The organism is Stenotrophomonas sp. YJH_SMC_46, from assembly GCF_059370315.1.
Map to the genome: position 1 here is coordinate 329,239 of NZ_JCAFTO010000005.1, position 13,610 is coordinate 342,848.

Below are 13,610 nucleotides of genomic sequence, written 5' to 3' on the forward strand. Positions count from 1 at the left end.
CCCGTTCATCGAAGGTTACCCCACGCAGTCATGACCACCCGAGTCCTTACCGGCATCACTCCCTCCGGCACGCCCCACTTGGGCAACTACGTTGGCGCCATCCGCCCGGCCATCGCGGCCAGCCGCGCGCCGGGGATCGAGAGCTTCTTCTTCCTGGCCGACCTGCACAGCCTGATCAAGTCACAGGACCCGCAGCGCACCCAGCGCGCGACCCTGGAGATCGCGGCCAGCTGGCTGGCCTGCGGCCTGGACCCGGAACACGTGTGGTTCTACCGGCAGAGCGACATCCGCGAGACCACCGAGCTGATGTGGTTCCTGACCGCCATCGCCAGCAAGGGCATCCTCAACCGCGCGCACGCCTACAAGGCGGCGGTGGACAAGAACCGCGAGGAAGGCGTGGACGAGGATGCAGGCGTCAGCGCCGGCCTGTTCATGTACCCGGTGCTGATGGCCGCCGATATCCTCATCTTCAAGGCCAACCAGGTACCGGTGGGCCGTGACCAGATCCAGCACATCGAGATGGCGCGCGATTTCGCCCAGCGCTTCAACCACGTGTACGGCAAGGAGTATTTCCCGCTGCCGGACGTGGTGATCGACGAGCAGGTGGCGACGCTGGCCGGCCTGGATGGCCGCAAGATGAGCAAGAGCTACCACAACACCATTCCGCTGTTCGTGCCGCGCGAGGAGCTGAAGAAGCTGGTGTTCTCGATCCTGACCGATTCGCGCGCACCGGGCGAGCCGAAGGACACCGAGGGCTCGGCGCTGTTCCAGATGTACCAGGCCTTCGCCACCCCGGAACAGACCGCCGAATTCGCCAGGGCGTTCGCCGCCGGCATCAGCTGGGGTGACGCCAAGCAGCAGCTGTTCGAGCGCATCGACAGCGAGCTGTCGCCGCTGCGCGAGCGCTACAACGCGCTGATGGCCGAGCCGGAGAAGATCGAAGCGCTGCTCAAGCGCCGTGGCCAGCAGCTGCGTGAGCAGCTGGCGGCACCGCTGCTGGAGGAACTGCGCCATGCGGTGGGCCTGCGTGACCTGTCCACCGCCGGCGATATCGCCAGCGAGGACGCCGGCGTGGCCCGCGTGGCACCGCCGCAGTTCAAGCAGTACCGCGAGAAGGACGGCCGTTTCTACTTCAAGCTGACCGCCGGTGACGGCACGCTGCTGATCCAGAGCGAGGGCTTCGATTCGCCGCGCGATGCCGGGCAGTTGATCGCGGTGATCAAGCAGGCCGAGCAGGGCGACCAGCTGCAGAGCGAACTGTTCAAGCTGGAAGCCGAAGTGGACGCCGTGCTGGCCGCGCTGGCCGTGCTGCGCGAAGGGACCTGATCGCCGGGCCTGCCTGCCCTTTGTAGAGTCGAGCCATGCTCGACTTTGCTCCGCCTCTGTAGAGCCGAGCCCATGCTCGGCTGGGCTGCAAAGCAGCCGAGCATGGGCTCGGCTCTACAGGGAAGCACTCCGCCGGCACGACCGTGGCACAGCGCCCGTGGCATGATGCCCACGCGCCTCCGGCGCGATGACATGGAGTCTGCGATGGCCTGGTTGTCGCTGCTGCTGTTCCTGCCCTGGTTCCTGCTGCTGGGCAGCCTGTACTGGCTGTTCCCGCGCCAGCCGCGCACCGCGCGGCGGCGCCTGTTCGATGGCACCACCCTGTTGCTGGCCTTCGCCCTGAGCATCGCGTCGATGCTGTGGGGGTATCGCATCGGCATGGCACAGCTTGGTGCCGGCCCCATCTGGCCGCAGGTACTGGCGGTGCTTTACGCCTACGGCGCGTTCCTGGCGGTGCTGGTGCTGGCGCTGCTGGTGCGGCCGCGATGGCTGGACCGGTAGTCTCGCCTTTGTAGAGTCGAGCCATGCTCGACTTCGCGTGCCGCTGTAGAGCCGAGCCTATGCTCGGCTGATGCCTGACAGAATGGCAGCCGAGCGTGGGCTCGGCTCTACAGAAGCGCCCCTCCGACCAAAGCCGCATCGAACCCGGGCCGCCTGCGCGCCTACCATGGGCTTCTGTTTCCGAGACTGCCAGGTGCGTGCCGATGACCGCCGACCCCAGCATCCATACCATCGATACCGGTTTCCAGCGCCCGGACTTCGACGCGGCTTACCTGATCGTTGAAAGCGGCCGCGCGGCCTTTGTCGATTGCGGTACCGGCCTTTCCGTGCCGGCCATGCTGCAGGCGCTGGCCGACGCGGGGCTGGGCGTGGACGCGGTGGACTGGCTGCTGCTGACCCATGTGCACCTGGACCATGCCGGTGGCGCCGGCCTGCTGATGCAGCAGCTGCCGAACGCGAAAGCGGTGCTGCACCCGCGCGGTGCGCCGCACATGATCGACCCGACCCGGCTGATCGCCGGTGCTACGGCGGTGTATGGCGCCGAGGAAATCGCTCGCAGCTATGGTCGTATCGAGGCCATTCCCGAACATCGTGTGGTGGTGGCCGAGGACGGCCACCGTATCGACCTGGCCGGCCGCGAGCTGGTATTGCTGCACACGCCGGGCCACGCACTGCACCACTACTGCGTATGGGATGCACGAAGCCGCAGCTGGTTCACCGGCGATACCTTCGGCATTTCCTACCGCGAGCTGGACAGCGCGCAGGGGGCCTTCATCTTCCCGACGTCGTCGCCGGTGCAGTTCGACCCGGAAGCGATGAAGGCCTCGATCCGGCGCATGCTGGGCTACGGCCCGCAGGCGATGTACCTGACCCACTACGGCCGTGTGGAACAGGTGGAGAAACTGGCCAACGACCTGTTCGAACAGATCGATGCGATGGCCGCCATCGGCCGCCAGTGCGATGGCCGGCCGGACCGTCACCGCTGCCTGCTGGCTGCACTGCAGGCGCTGTACCTGGAACGTGCACAGCTGCATGGCTGTGCGCTGGACGATGCGGCGGTGACTGCGGTGCTGGCGATGGACATCGAACTCAACGCGCAGGGCCTGGCCTGCTGGCTGGATCGCATCCGTCGGTAGCTCCACGCCATGCGTGGATGACGCAAGCTCACGCTGCACCGCGATGTCACGACCACGTTACACTCTGGTGACTTCCAAGCTAGCCGTGGTACTGCCGTGAATCCGATGCGCGTGTTGCTGCTGTCGTCCTGCCTGTTCGTCGGTGGCCTGGCCCATGCGGCCAATGACCTTCCCGGTGGCGGCATCGATCCGCAGGCACTGTCGCGGCACGTGCGCGTGCTGGCGTCGGATGAGTTCGAGGGCCGCGCACCGGCCACCGAGGGCGAAGAGCGCACGGTGCAGTACCTGATCGAGCAGTTCCGCAGCTATGGCCTGCAGCCGGGCGGCGTGGACGGCAGCTGGGTGCAGCCGGTGCCGCTGGTGCGCGCGCAGCTGGAAGGCGCGGCCAAGGCCAGCCTGTCGCTGAAGCAGGGCAAGCGTGCGCTGGCCAATGGCGTGGACGTAACCCTGCAGAGCCTGCAGCCGCGCAAGCGCGTGCAGATCAAGAATGCACCGTTGGTGTTCGTCGGTTACGGCATTGATGCGCCGGAACGCCACTGGAACGACTACAAGGACGTGGACCTGCACGGCAAGATCGCCGTGGTGCTGATCAACGACGCCGATTTCGAAGCCGATGCGCCGGGCGCGTTCGACGGCAAGGCAGTGACCTACTACGGCCGCTGGACCTACAAGTTCGAGGAAGCCGCACGCCGTGGCGCCGAGGGCGTGCTGATCGTGCACGAGACCGCGCCGGCCGCCTATGGCTGGGCCACGGTGAAGAGCTCGGGTACCTCGCCGCTGTTCGACATCGAACGCAGCCAGGCCGAGGCGATGGCGCAGCACACGCCGCTGCGCGGCTGGATGCAGCGCGAGCTGGCCGAGGCGATCTTCGCCGACGCCGGCCTCGATTTCGATGCGGAGAAGCGCAAGGCGATGCGTGCCGACTTTCGCCCGGTGGCGCTGGACAACGCCAAGCTGAGCGTGGACTTCGCGCTCAAGCGCGAACAGGTAGTCACCCGCAACGTGGTGGCCAAGCTGCCCGGTGGCGAGCATGCCGACGAGGCGGTGATCTTCTCCGCGCACTGGGATGCGTTCGGTATCGGCCAGCCCGACGCCAAGGGTGACCGCATCCGCCGTGGTGCGATCGACAATGCCACCGGCGTGGCCACGGTGCTGGAACTGGGCCGCGTGTTCGCCGCTGGCCCGCAGCCTCAGCGCACGCTGTACTTCGTAGCACTGACCGCCGAAGAGAAGGGCCTGCTGGGCGCCAGCTACTACGCCGCGCATCCGCTGGCGCCGCTGGACAAGACCGCCGCGGTGCTGAACATCGAAATGTTCAGCCCGGATGGCCCGACCCGCGACATCGCCTCGTGGGGCAAGGGCCGGGTGTCGCTGGAAGGCGACCTGGAACGCGTGGCCAAGGCCCGCGGCCGCAGCTACAGCCCGGATCCGAACCTGGAAGCCGGCTTCTTCTACCGCGCCGACCACTTCGCCTTCGCCCGCCTGGGCGTGCCGGCGATCACCATCGGCCCGGGCCTGGACAAGCTGGACGGTGGGGTTGAAGCCGGCCGCGCGCTGCGCGAGAAGTACTTCGCCGACTGCTACCACCAGGCCTGCGATGCCTGGACCCCGAGCTGGGATCCGAGCGGCCACGCCGCCGATACCCTGCTGGTCTACGACCTGGGTGCCGAGCTGGCCAACAGCCGCCGCTGGCCGACGTGGGAAAAGGAATCGGAGTTCCGCAGCGCACGCGACAAGAGCGAAGCCGCCCGCCGCTGAGGATCGGAATCGGCGGGGTGTCATGTCATTCCGCCGCGGGTAGAGTCGACTGATAGTCGACTATCGCGCGCAGCGCGGGTTTTTCGGTGCCGACAGAGAGAGCAGTCGACTAACAGTCGACTCTACCGATTGCCGATTGCCGATTGCCGATTGCCGATCAGCGGCCGGCACTACCTGCGCCGGCGCAACAGCTTCCACGCGCCCCAGCCGCCGGTGGCGAGCGCTGCCAGATAGCACGCCACCATCGTACGCAGGCCAACCGGTGATCCTGCGTTGATGCCGCGATGCAGGCGCAGCTGCAGCGAGCTGTGGCCGCTGCCCAGGTCCACCGCCAGCTGCAGCGCCAGCGCGCCGCAGAACACCAGCAGGGCGATCCCGAATCCGATGCGTGGCCACGCGGCCTGCGCGTTGGGGCGGCGCAGCAGCCAGGCCAGTGCCGTGGCTGCGGCCAGCGTCGCCGCGATCCACATCAGTGGCGTGGCGGGAGACGCAGCGGCCACCGGCATTGCACCGGTGGCCGCAATTACGGCAACGCGCTTACTTGCGGGTGCCGTCGAGCCAGTTTGGGCCCTTGTTGGTAAGGAAGAACACATAGACCACCAACGATACCGCGATCGTGGCGGTTACGTAGATAGCGAACCAGTCGACATGGCCGGTCTTCAGCGCGCCCTGGTACAGCAGCGGGGCGGTGCCACCGAACAGCGAGTTGGCCAGCGCGTAACCCAGGCCCACGCCCAGTGCACGCACGTGGGTGGGGAACAGCTCGGCCTTCACCACCGCGTTGATCGAGGTGTAGCCGGTGAGGATGACGAAGGCCATGGCCAGGGTCAGGAAGGCCAGGGTGGCGTCATGCTGGTGCGGCAGCTGGGTGATCAGGTACCAGCTGTACAGCACACCGCCCACGCCGAAGAACACCAGTAGGGTCTTGCGGCCGATGATGTCCGACAGCCAGCCGCCGACCGGCTGCAGCACCATCAGGAACGCCAGCACGCCCAGGTTGATCAGGGTGCCGGTCATCGGATCGTTGCCGGCGAAGGCGCTCTGGATCATCTTCGGGCCGTTCACCGAGTAGGTGTAGAAGGCCACGGTGCCACCGGCGGTGATCAGGAAGCACAGCAGCAGCGGCCGCCACTGGTGCACGAACAGTTCGTACATCGAACCGGATTTCTGTGCCTTGCCCTCGCGCGCGGCCTCGATGGACGACTCCGACAGCGACTCGTCCATGCCACGGCGCAGCCAGAACACCACCACCGCGGCGATGCCGCCGATGCCGAATGCGATGCGCCAGCCCCACTCGGAGATCTCCGGCTTGCCCCAGAAGGTCAGCATCAGCAGCAGGGTCAGCTGGGCCAGCACATGGCCGCCGACCAGGGTGACGTAGTGGAAGGAGGACAGGAAGCCGCGGCGGCCGGGAATGGCCGCCTCGGACATGTAGGTGGCGCTGGCGCCGTACTCGCCACCGGTGGCGAAGCCCTGCAGCAGGCGCGCGAACAGCAGGATCACGGCGGCCCAGATGCCGATGCTGGCGGCGGTGGGGGTGATGGCGATGAGGAACGAACACAGTGCCATCAGCGTGACCGAGACCGTCAGCGCCAGGCGACGGCCATGGCGGTCGGCGAAGCGGCCGAAGAACCAGGCACCAATCGGGCGCATCAGGAAGGTCGCGGCGAAGATCGCCCACACGTACAGGGTGGAGTTCTTGTCGTCCGGCGAGAAGAACTGCGATTCGAAGTACACGGCGAACACCGAGTACACGTAGACGTCGTACCACTCCACCAGGTTGCCGGCGGAGCCTTTGAGGGTGTTGGAGATCGAACGCCGCAGGGCGGCACGGTCGTTCGCGGGTACGGCAGGATGGGACGTGGTGCTCATCTGGGTGGGAATCCTCGATGCGGCGCGTCCGTGCGCAGGGAAAACGGCGCCCGGCCTTGGGGCGGCGCGGCCGGACAGCCCTCTTGGTACTGCATGGGCCGTCAACACGGGGTAGCAGACCAGAGCAGGGTGCATGGATGGATGACAGCGTGCCACCGTATGGGGTCCCGGACCATACTCAAAACGTCCTAGAATCCGCCTTCCCCCGGCTCCCTGGTGTGTCATGTCGGCTCCCCCCTCTTCGTCTGCGGCTGCCCCCCGGGGTGGCCTTGTTGCGCTGGCATTGCTGCTGGTCTACGTGGTCTGGGGCTCGACCTACCTGGGCATCGCCAAGGCCCTGCACGGCGGCGCGCTGCCGCTGACGATGGTGTCCGGCAGCCGGTTCATCATTGCCGGTGGCCTGATGTTCCTGGCCTTGCGCCTGTTCTGGAAGATGCCGAACCCGACCCTGCGGCAGTGGCGCAACCTGGGCATCATGGGCGTGACCATGCTGGTGCTGGGCAACGGCATGGTGGTGCTGGCCGAGCGCGAGGTGTCCTCGGGACTGGCAGCCACTGCGGTGGCCTCGGTGCCGCTGTGGATGGCGCTGTTCTCGGCGCTGCGCGGCCAGCACGCCAGCCGCGGTGAGTGGCTGGGCATCGCCATCGGCTTCCTCGGCGTGGTCTGGCTCAACGCAGGCAGCAGCCTGACCGCCTCGCCGACCGGGCTGGTGCTGCTGCTGATCGCGCCGGTCGGCTGGGCATTCGGCTCGGTGTGGGCACGCGGACTGGACCTGCCGGGCCCGTTCATGACCGCCGCCGGGCAGATGATCTGTGGCGGTGTGCTGCTGGTGCTGATCGGCCTGGCGGTCGGCGAGCGCCCGACCACGCTGCCCGATACCGGTGGCCTGCTGGCGATGGCCTACCTGTGCGTGTTCGGCTCCATCGTCGCGTTCACCGCCTACGTGTGGCTGCTGCAGAACGTGCGCCCGGCGCTGGCTGGCAGCTATGCATACGTCAATCCGGTCATTGCGGTGCTGCTGGGCGCGCTGCTCAACGGTGAGCGCTTCGGCTGGCGCGACCTGCTGGCGATGGCGGTGATTCTCCTGGGTGTGGTGGTACTGACGATGGCAAGGACGCGCAAGAAATGAGCATGGACGAGAAAGAACAGCGCCGTGGCCTGCTGGTCACGGCTTCCACCTTCGTCATCTGGGGTCTGGTGCCGGTGTACTGGCACCTGCTCAATGAGGTGCCATCGTTCCAGATCATCGCCCACCGCATCATCTGGAGCACCGTGCTGGTGCTGGGCTGGCTGCTGCTCAGCGCACGCCTGGGCTGGTGGCGGAAGATCGCTGCGCAGCCGCGCGCGCTGCCGATTCTGCTGGTCTCGAGCCTGACCATCGCCTTCAACTGGGGCCTGTACATCTGGGCGGTCAACGCCGGCCATGTGATCGAGACCAGCCTGGGCTATTTCATCAACCCGCTGGTGAACGTGCTGCTGGGCGTGCTGGTGCTGAAGGAGCGGCTGCGCCGCCTGCAATGGGTGGCGGTGGCGATGGCGGCAGTGGGCGTGGCCTGGCTGACCATCGATGCCGGCACACCACCATGGATCGCGCTGGGCCTGGCCTGTTCGTTCGGCCTGTACGGCCTGCTGCGCAAGCTGGTTTCGGTCGACCCGGTGGCGGGCCTTGGCGTGGAGAGCATGTACCTGTTCCTGCCGGCGCTGGGCTTCGCGATCTGGGCCGAAAATGGTCATGGTGGCGCGTTCTTCCACGGCTGGGGCTGGCGCAACGACCTGCTGCTGATCTTCGGCGGTGTGGTGACGGCGGTACCGTTGATTGGCTTTGCCTACGGCGTGAAGCGCATTCCGTTGTCACTGGTCGGCATCCTGCAGTACATCGCGCCGAGCCTGCAGCTGCTGCTGGGCGTGTTCTTCTTCCACGAAGCCTTCGACGCCGGCAAGGCGATTGGCTTTGCCGCGATCTGGGCCGGCCTGATCCTGTTCGTCGGCGACAACATCCGCACGATGCGCGCCAAGCGGTAGCACCGGGCCGGATCGACTGGCACGCATGAAAAAAAGAGCGGCGCCCCGGGGGGCGCCGCCCTGCTTCCATCCACCGCCAGGAGAGAGATGGCGGTGGCGGGAACGCGGGTGCAGGCTCAGAAGCGCTGCTGGTACTTCATGTACATGAAACGACCGATGTCGAAGCCGCCGTAGTAGACGAAGCTGCTGTTGGGCTGGCTGTACATGATCGGACCCTGGTGGTCGAACACGTTGTTCAGGCCCAGCGAGACGGTGCCGTCCCACGGCAGGGCGTAACGCACCTGCAGGTCGTGGAAGGTGTTCGAACCCACCTTGTTGGTCGGCGAGGCATCGGTGTAGGCCGAGCTGAAGCCCGGCATGTTGCACTCGTCCATGTAGGAGCACTTCTCCTTCATGCTGGAGTAGTAGCGTGCAGTCCAGCCGATGCCCAGGTTGCCGTACTGCCAGTCCAGGTTGAGGGTAGAGCGCACACGGAAGTTGCCACCCCAGCTGGTCAGCTGTTCCACCGGCGTGGTCGCGGCGTTGTCGTTGCGCTGCTCCAGATAGTCGGTGTAGGTGGTGTTCCAGGTAACTGCGAACTTGCCGAACGCGGTTTCCGGCAGGCGGTAGCGCGCGCTGATGTCATAGCCGGCGGTTTCGCGGTAGCCGGCGTTGACCAGCGAACGGTCCAGTGCGTTGACCTGGCCGTTGCTGCCACGAGTGAAGCGGCCGCAGGCGGCGTCCGAGCCCTGCACGTAGCACTGTTCCAGGATGTTGGTGGCCGACTCGCCAACGATGGCGTTGTCGATGCGGATCTTCCACCAGTCCAGGCTGACGTCCAGGCCCTGCACGAAGTCGGGGCTGTAGACCAGGCCCACGGTCCAGGTCTTGGCGGTTTCAGGCTTCAGGTTCGGGTTGGAACCGGAGTTGAAATCGGTGGTGGCCTGCTGGCCCGGCTTGCTGGCCACGCTGCCGTCGCTGTTGAGCTGGCGGAAGTTGGCCGGCACCTTCAGGGCCTTGCAGCGTGCGGCAACGGCGGCGCTGGTGGCGGCAGTGCCGAACGAGGTATCGCACGGGTCGGTGAACGAGTCACGGCTGCTGACAGTGCCGCCGTACAGGTCGTCCACGGTCGGCGCACGGAAGCCGGTGCCGTAGGTGGCGCGCACCAGCAGGCTGTCGATCGGCTTCCACTTCACGCCGAACTTGCTGTTGGTGGTGGAACCGAAATTGTTGTAGTCCGAGTAGCGACCGGCAACGTCCAGCGAAAGCTCGCGGGCGAAGGCCATGTCGGCCAGCAGCGGCACCTGCATTTCCAGGTAGACCTCGTTGAGCGAGTAGTCACCCTGGGTCGGCTTGCCGCTGGTGCCGGCGATCTGGCCGTTCTGCACCATCAGGTCCGGGGTGTAGCGTGCTTCTTCGGTGCGGTGCTCGAAGCCCATCGCAGCCATGATGTCGCCGGCCGGCAGCGAGAACAGCGAACCGGAGATGTTGGCGCTGGCCACCTTGGTGGTGGTCTGGCTCTTGTCCACGTAGCGGGCGAACAGGTAGTCCTGCACGTCCTGGTTGCTCAGCGAGCCCGGGCCGGTGTAGCCCATCGGCGCGGCCGGGTTCCACGGCACGCAGCCGGCGATCACCGCATCGCGGGTACCGCAGTAGGCCACGCCGTTCTCGATGAAGGACGGGCCGACGGCCAGGTTGACGTTCGGCTGGTACATGCTGCCGGTGCCGACGCGCTCGCCTTCATTGCGGTTGTAGGTGTAGCTGACGTTCCAGTCCCAGTAGCGCGAGCCGGTTTCGAAGCTGCCTTCCAGGCCCAGGCTGCCGCGCTTGGTTTCCAGGGTGTTCTCGGTGCCGCGCAGCATCTCTTCGGTGCGATGCGAGAACAGCACGTCCTGGCCCCACAGGTTGAATGCGCTGTCCTTGGACAGGGCGGCGCGGCTGCCGTTGCGCGCCTGCGTGGCGGTGACCGAGTACGGGTAGCCAGCCAGGTGCTTGGTCGATTCGCGCTTGCTGTACATGGCATCGGCAACGATGCGCAGGTCATCGGTGATCGAGAAGCCGCCGTTGGCGAACACCGAGGTGCGCTCCAGGCCGGTCAGCAGGCTCATGTTGGTCTTGGTGTTGGCACCATCGGCCGGGTTCGGCGCGTGGAAGTTGCCGGCGCTGGTCGGGTCGCCGCCCGGACCGACGGTCAGCGGCTTGCCGCCGACGGTGACGCTGCCCCACGGCGTGGTGCCGTTGAGGCCATCGTTCGGATGGCGCGGACCGTTGACGTAGCGGCTGAACTCGCGCGCGCCGCCCATCACTTCGTCTTCCTTGGTGCGCTCGGCGCCAACGCTGAACCAACCGCGGTCGAAGGTCTTGCCGAAAGTGGCACTGTAGGAGCGCTTCTGCCCATCGCCTTCACCGTACTGGCCGACGTAGACGCTGGCTTCGCCACCATCGAAGTTCTTGCGGGTGATGATGTTGACCACACCGGCGATGGCATCGGAGCCGTACAACGCCGATGCGCCATCGGTCAGCACTTCAACGCGCTCCACGATGGCCGAGGGGATGGAGGCCAGGTCGGAGTAGCCGCCGGCGCTGACGCCCATGCGGCGGCCGTCGATCAGCACCAGGCTGCGCTCGGGGCCCAGGTTGCGCAGGCTGACATACATTCCGCCGAAATCGCGCGATGAGGTCAGCGACGACGCGCGGCTCATGCTTGGCGAGCCGGCAGCGGTCACATCCTGCAGGATGTCGGCGACGTTGACGTAGCCCTTCTTCTCGATCTCCGCGCGGTTGAGCGCGACCACCGGCTGAGCGGTTTCGACACTGGCCTGGCGGATGCGCGAGCCGGTGATTTCGATGCGGTCGAGGTTGGTGGTGTTGTCGCCCGCATCCTGTGCGAAGGCGGGGGTAGTGCAGCTGGCGGCCAGCGCGATGATGATCGCGTTGCGCAGCGGGGTGGTCTTCAGGGACATCCGTGAAATCTCGTGTTTCAGAAAAAACAAGCGTCCATTCTGTGGACGCGTGGGGTGCTGCAAACCAACGTGGGGGGCCGGATTCTAGAGTGTTTTCATTCGCAACTGTTTGTCGCGATGCTGCGGAACGTGCGTGAACATGAATCGCAACCAACAATCCACAGATGCGCTGTGCGCGGCGTCACGCGCGCTGCGTTTGCGATGGGCAGAGGCATCGATAGCGGCACGAAGCTGGCACGCTTGAGTAGTTGCGACAACGCGTCGCAGTACGCGCTTGTATGCAGGCGCGCAGTCGTTGTGATGCATCTGCCCGCATGAAATGCTCTTCGCCTCGTCATCGAAGGCAGGAGATGAAGGAATGATCCAGCTTGAAGAAGCACGCCGTCGCGTGGAGGCTGCACTTGCCAGCGACGATGAGCCGGTTGCCATCACGCATGAGCACGAAGTGGTCGAAGGCTGGCTGTTCTGCTTCCAGTCGCTGCGCTACCTGCAATCCGGCGAAATCTCGGATGCATTGGCCGGCAATGGGCCGATCTTCGTCGACCGGCACACAGGCGAGCAGCACGCTCTGGGCACGGCGTATCCGCCCGAGGAAGTCCTTCGCCAGCATCTGGCCGCGCGCGGCCCCGCCGTTTGATGCTGCGGCGGCGGATGTCTGAGTTCGGCAACCTGAAAGGGACGGAGCCTTCGCTCCGTCCCTGCAGGATGCGCGAAATGCCGCTGCGTGATGCTCAGGTTTCGCGCAGCGCCGTGGTGATCGGCAAACGTGCCGCGCGCAGCGCCGGGAACAGGCCGCCGACCAGGCCGATGCCCAGCGCCCATTTCAGTCCGGTCCACAGCAGTTCCGGCGATACATGGAACTTGAACACCACTGCGCTGAAGTTGCTGCCGATGGTGGACACGCTGTAGCCGTTGAACAGCAGCCACGCCACCGCACAGCCGAGCAGGCCACCCAGCAGCGCCAGCAGCATGGTTTCCAGCATCACCGCCGTCACCACCGGCAGGCCGCGGAAACCGATCGCGCGCATGGTGGCGATCTCGCGCGCACGGGTGGCCACTGCCGCATACATGGTGTTGAGTGCGCCGAACACTGCACCCACCGCCATGATCGTGCCGATCACCTTGCCGAGGATGTCGATCAGCTTGGTCAGCCCACCGCCCTGCTTGCTGTAGTAGACACGGGTGGTTTCCACGTCAAGCTTCAGGCGTGGGTCGGCGGCGACTGCTGCCTTGAACTGCTCGAAGCCGGCCTTGCCCTCGGTACGCACGCTGATCGACTGCCAGGCGCTGCGCTGGTAGGTGGTCGCCAGTGTATCGGCGTCGGTCCACAGCTCCGAATCGTGCGCATCGCCGGTGGCGAACACACCCACCACGGTCCAGGTCTGGTTGCCCAGGGTCAGCGTCCTGCCCACGTCCATGTCGCGGAACTGGCCCTTGGCACCCTGGCCGACCACGATCTCGCGCAGGCCGGTTGCGAACCTGCGGCCTTCGATGATCTTGACCTTGTCATGCACGGCCCAGGCCTGCGGACCGACGCCGCGGAACTGCGCGTTGACGTCGGTGCCGTCGGACTTGGACACCAGGTTGACCACCTGCGACAGTTCCGGTGACAGCAATGGCCGGCCCTGCGCATCGCGGCTGATGCCGGGCAGGGTGGACAGCATCGGTACCTGCTCGCGGGTGATCACCGAGTTGGTCTCGGCCTGCGAGCCACCGCGCAGCACGATGGCGGTGGTGTCATCGCCGGTGTTGTTGAGCGTGGCCTGGAAGCCTTCGCCCATCGCCAGCATCGCCACCAGCACGCCGACCACGCCGGCAATGCCGACCACGATCACCGACGATGCGCCCCAGCGTTGCGGCAGGCTGGCCACGCCGATGCGGGTGGCGGCCAACGCCAGCCGTCCGCCGCGGGTCAGCAGCAGCCACAGCGCCACCAGCACGGCCACGGTCAGCACGCCGATCCACGGCAGGCTGATCCACAGCACCAGGCCGATCGCAAGCAGCAGCACGGTTATGCCGTTGCCCAGCAACTTCTTGAGCTTGTTCATCTGCA

11 protein-coding genes are annotated in these 13,610 nt (G+C 66.3%); 7 read left to right on the forward strand and 4 right to left on the reverse strand.

All coding sequences use genetic code 11. The annotated features are described in order from the left end of the window. Nucleotides 1-30 precede the first annotated feature (30 nt). The 4 genes from AC5P8C_RS17210 (at nucleotide 31) to AC5P8C_RS17225 (ending at nucleotide 4,721) form a co-directional block, all read left to right on the forward strand. The gene (locus AC5P8C_RS17210; RefSeq protein ID WP_478438234.1) at nucleotides 31-1,326 is read left to right on the forward strand and encodes a tryptophan--tRNA ligase; all 1,296 of its coding nucleotides are present in this window, start codon (nucleotides 31-33) and stop codon (nucleotides 1,324-1,326) included. Nucleotides 1,327-1,530: 204 nt separating this feature from the next. Further along, nucleotides 1,531-1,827 carry a hypothetical protein gene (locus tag AC5P8C_RS17215; RefSeq protein WP_019661828.1) on the forward strand — a complete coding sequence of 99 codons (297 nt, stop codon included), beginning with the start codon at nucleotides 1,531-1,533 and terminating at the stop codon, nucleotides 1,825-1,827. A gap of 203 nt (nucleotides 1,828-2,030) precedes the next feature. Then, complete coding sequence (locus AC5P8C_RS17220; protein ID WP_019661827.1) at nucleotides 2,031-2,963, forward strand: MBL fold metallo-hydrolase; 933 nt, start codon at nucleotides 2,031-2,033, stop codon at nucleotides 2,961-2,963. A 105-nt stretch (nucleotides 2,964-3,068) separates the two neighbouring features. After that, nucleotides 3,069-4,721: a M28 family metallopeptidase gene (locus tag AC5P8C_RS17225; protein ID WP_495219170.1), complete on the forward strand. Its 1,653-nt coding sequence runs from the start codon at nucleotides 3,069-3,071 to the stop codon at nucleotides 4,719-4,721. A 170-nt stretch (nucleotides 4,722-4,891) separates the two neighbouring features. Here AC5P8C_RS17225 and AC5P8C_RS17230 read toward each other — a convergent pair whose 3' ends face one another. Together AC5P8C_RS17230 and AC5P8C_RS17235 are read right to left on the reverse strand one after the other, a co-directional pair. After that, entirely contained in the window at nucleotides 4,892-5,227 is a 336-nt protein-coding gene (locus AC5P8C_RS17230; protein ID WP_495219145.1) for a hypothetical protein, read from the reverse strand. A gap of 31 nt (nucleotides 5,228-5,258) precedes the next feature. Beyond that, nucleotides 5,259-6,593: an MFS transporter gene (locus tag AC5P8C_RS17235; protein ID WP_495219146.1), complete on the reverse strand. Its 1,335-nt coding sequence runs from the start codon at nucleotides 6,591-6,593 to the stop codon at nucleotides 5,259-5,261. A 223-nt stretch (nucleotides 6,594-6,816) separates the two neighbouring features. On the opposite strand from AC5P8C_RS17235, the gene yedA reads away from it, so the two are divergent. Continuing rightward, the gene (gene yedA / locus AC5P8C_RS17240) at nucleotides 6,817-7,722 is read left to right on the forward strand and encodes a drug/metabolite exporter YedA (RefSeq protein WP_019661823.1); all 906 of its coding nucleotides are present in this window, start codon (nucleotides 6,817-6,819) and stop codon (nucleotides 7,720-7,722) included. Beyond that, complete coding sequence (gene rarD / locus AC5P8C_RS17245) at nucleotides 7,719-8,615, forward strand: EamA family transporter RarD (RefSeq protein WP_019661822.1); 897 nt, start codon at nucleotides 7,719-7,721, stop codon at nucleotides 8,613-8,615. The genes yedA and rarD overlap by 4 nt, the downstream gene beginning before the upstream one ends. Nucleotides 8,616-8,731: 116 nt before the next feature. Here the strand turns inward: rarD and AC5P8C_RS17250 are convergent, their stop codons facing one another. After that, nucleotides 8,732-11,557 (reverse strand): TonB-dependent receptor plug domain-containing protein, encoded by a 2,826-nt coding sequence (locus AC5P8C_RS17250; protein ID WP_019661821.1) that lies wholly within the window; start codon nucleotides 11,555-11,557, stop codon nucleotides 8,732-8,734. A 358-nt stretch (nucleotides 11,558-11,915) separates the two neighbouring features. Here AC5P8C_RS17250 and AC5P8C_RS17255 point away from each other — a divergent pair, with 358 nt between their 5' ends. Continuing rightward, nucleotides 11,916-12,194: a YrhB domain-containing protein gene (locus tag AC5P8C_RS17255; RefSeq protein ID WP_019661820.1), complete on the forward strand. Its 279-nt coding sequence runs from the start codon at nucleotides 11,916-11,918 to the stop codon at nucleotides 12,192-12,194. A gap of 94 nt (nucleotides 12,195-12,288) precedes the next feature. Here the strand turns inward: AC5P8C_RS17255 and AC5P8C_RS17260 are convergent, their stop codons facing one another. Beyond that, a complete protein-coding gene (locus AC5P8C_RS17260; RefSeq protein ID WP_019661819.1) occupies nucleotides 12,289-13,605 on the reverse strand; it encodes an ABC transporter permease in 1,317 nt (438 codons plus the stop codon). Between the last annotated feature and the right edge of the window lie 5 nt (nucleotides 13,606-13,610).

Coding starts and splice junctions, on each gene's coding strand:
- AC5P8C_RS17210 (WP_478438234.1), top strand. CDS start 31: ATGACCACCCGAGTCCTTACCGGCATCACTCCCTCCGGCACGCCCCAC.
- AC5P8C_RS17215 (WP_019661828.1), top strand. CDS start 1,531: ATGGCCTGGTTGTCGCTGCTGCTGTTCCTGCCCTGGTTCCTGCTGCTG.
- AC5P8C_RS17220 (WP_019661827.1), top strand. CDS start 2,031: ATGACCGCCGACCCCAGCATCCATACCATCGATACCGGTTTCCAGCGC.
- AC5P8C_RS17225 (WP_495219170.1), top strand. CDS start 3,069: ATGCGCGTGTTGCTGCTGTCGTCCTGCCTGTTCGTCGGTGGCCTGGCC.
- AC5P8C_RS17230 (WP_495219145.1), bottom strand. CDS start 5,227: ATGCCGGTGGCCGCTGCGTCTCCCGCCACGCCACTGATGTGGATCGCG.
- AC5P8C_RS17235 (WP_495219146.1), bottom strand. CDS start 6,593: ATGAGCACCACGTCCCATCCTGCCGTACCCGCGAACGACCGTGCCGCC.
- yedA (WP_019661823.1), top strand. CDS start 6,817: ATGTCGGCTCCCCCCTCTTCGTCTGCGGCTGCCCCCCGGGGTGGCCTT.
- rarD (WP_019661822.1), top strand. CDS start 7,719: ATGAGCATGGACGAGAAAGAACAGCGCCGTGGCCTGCTGGTCACGGCT.
- AC5P8C_RS17250 (WP_019661821.1), bottom strand. CDS start 11,557: ATGTCCCTGAAGACCACCCCGCTGCGCAACGCGATCATCATCGCGCTG.
- AC5P8C_RS17255 (WP_019661820.1), top strand. CDS start 11,916: ATGATCCAGCTTGAAGAAGCACGCCGTCGCGTGGAGGCTGCACTTGCC.
- AC5P8C_RS17260 (WP_019661819.1), bottom strand. CDS start 13,605: ATGAACAAGCTCAAGAAGTTGCTGGGCAACGGCATAACCGTGCTGCTG.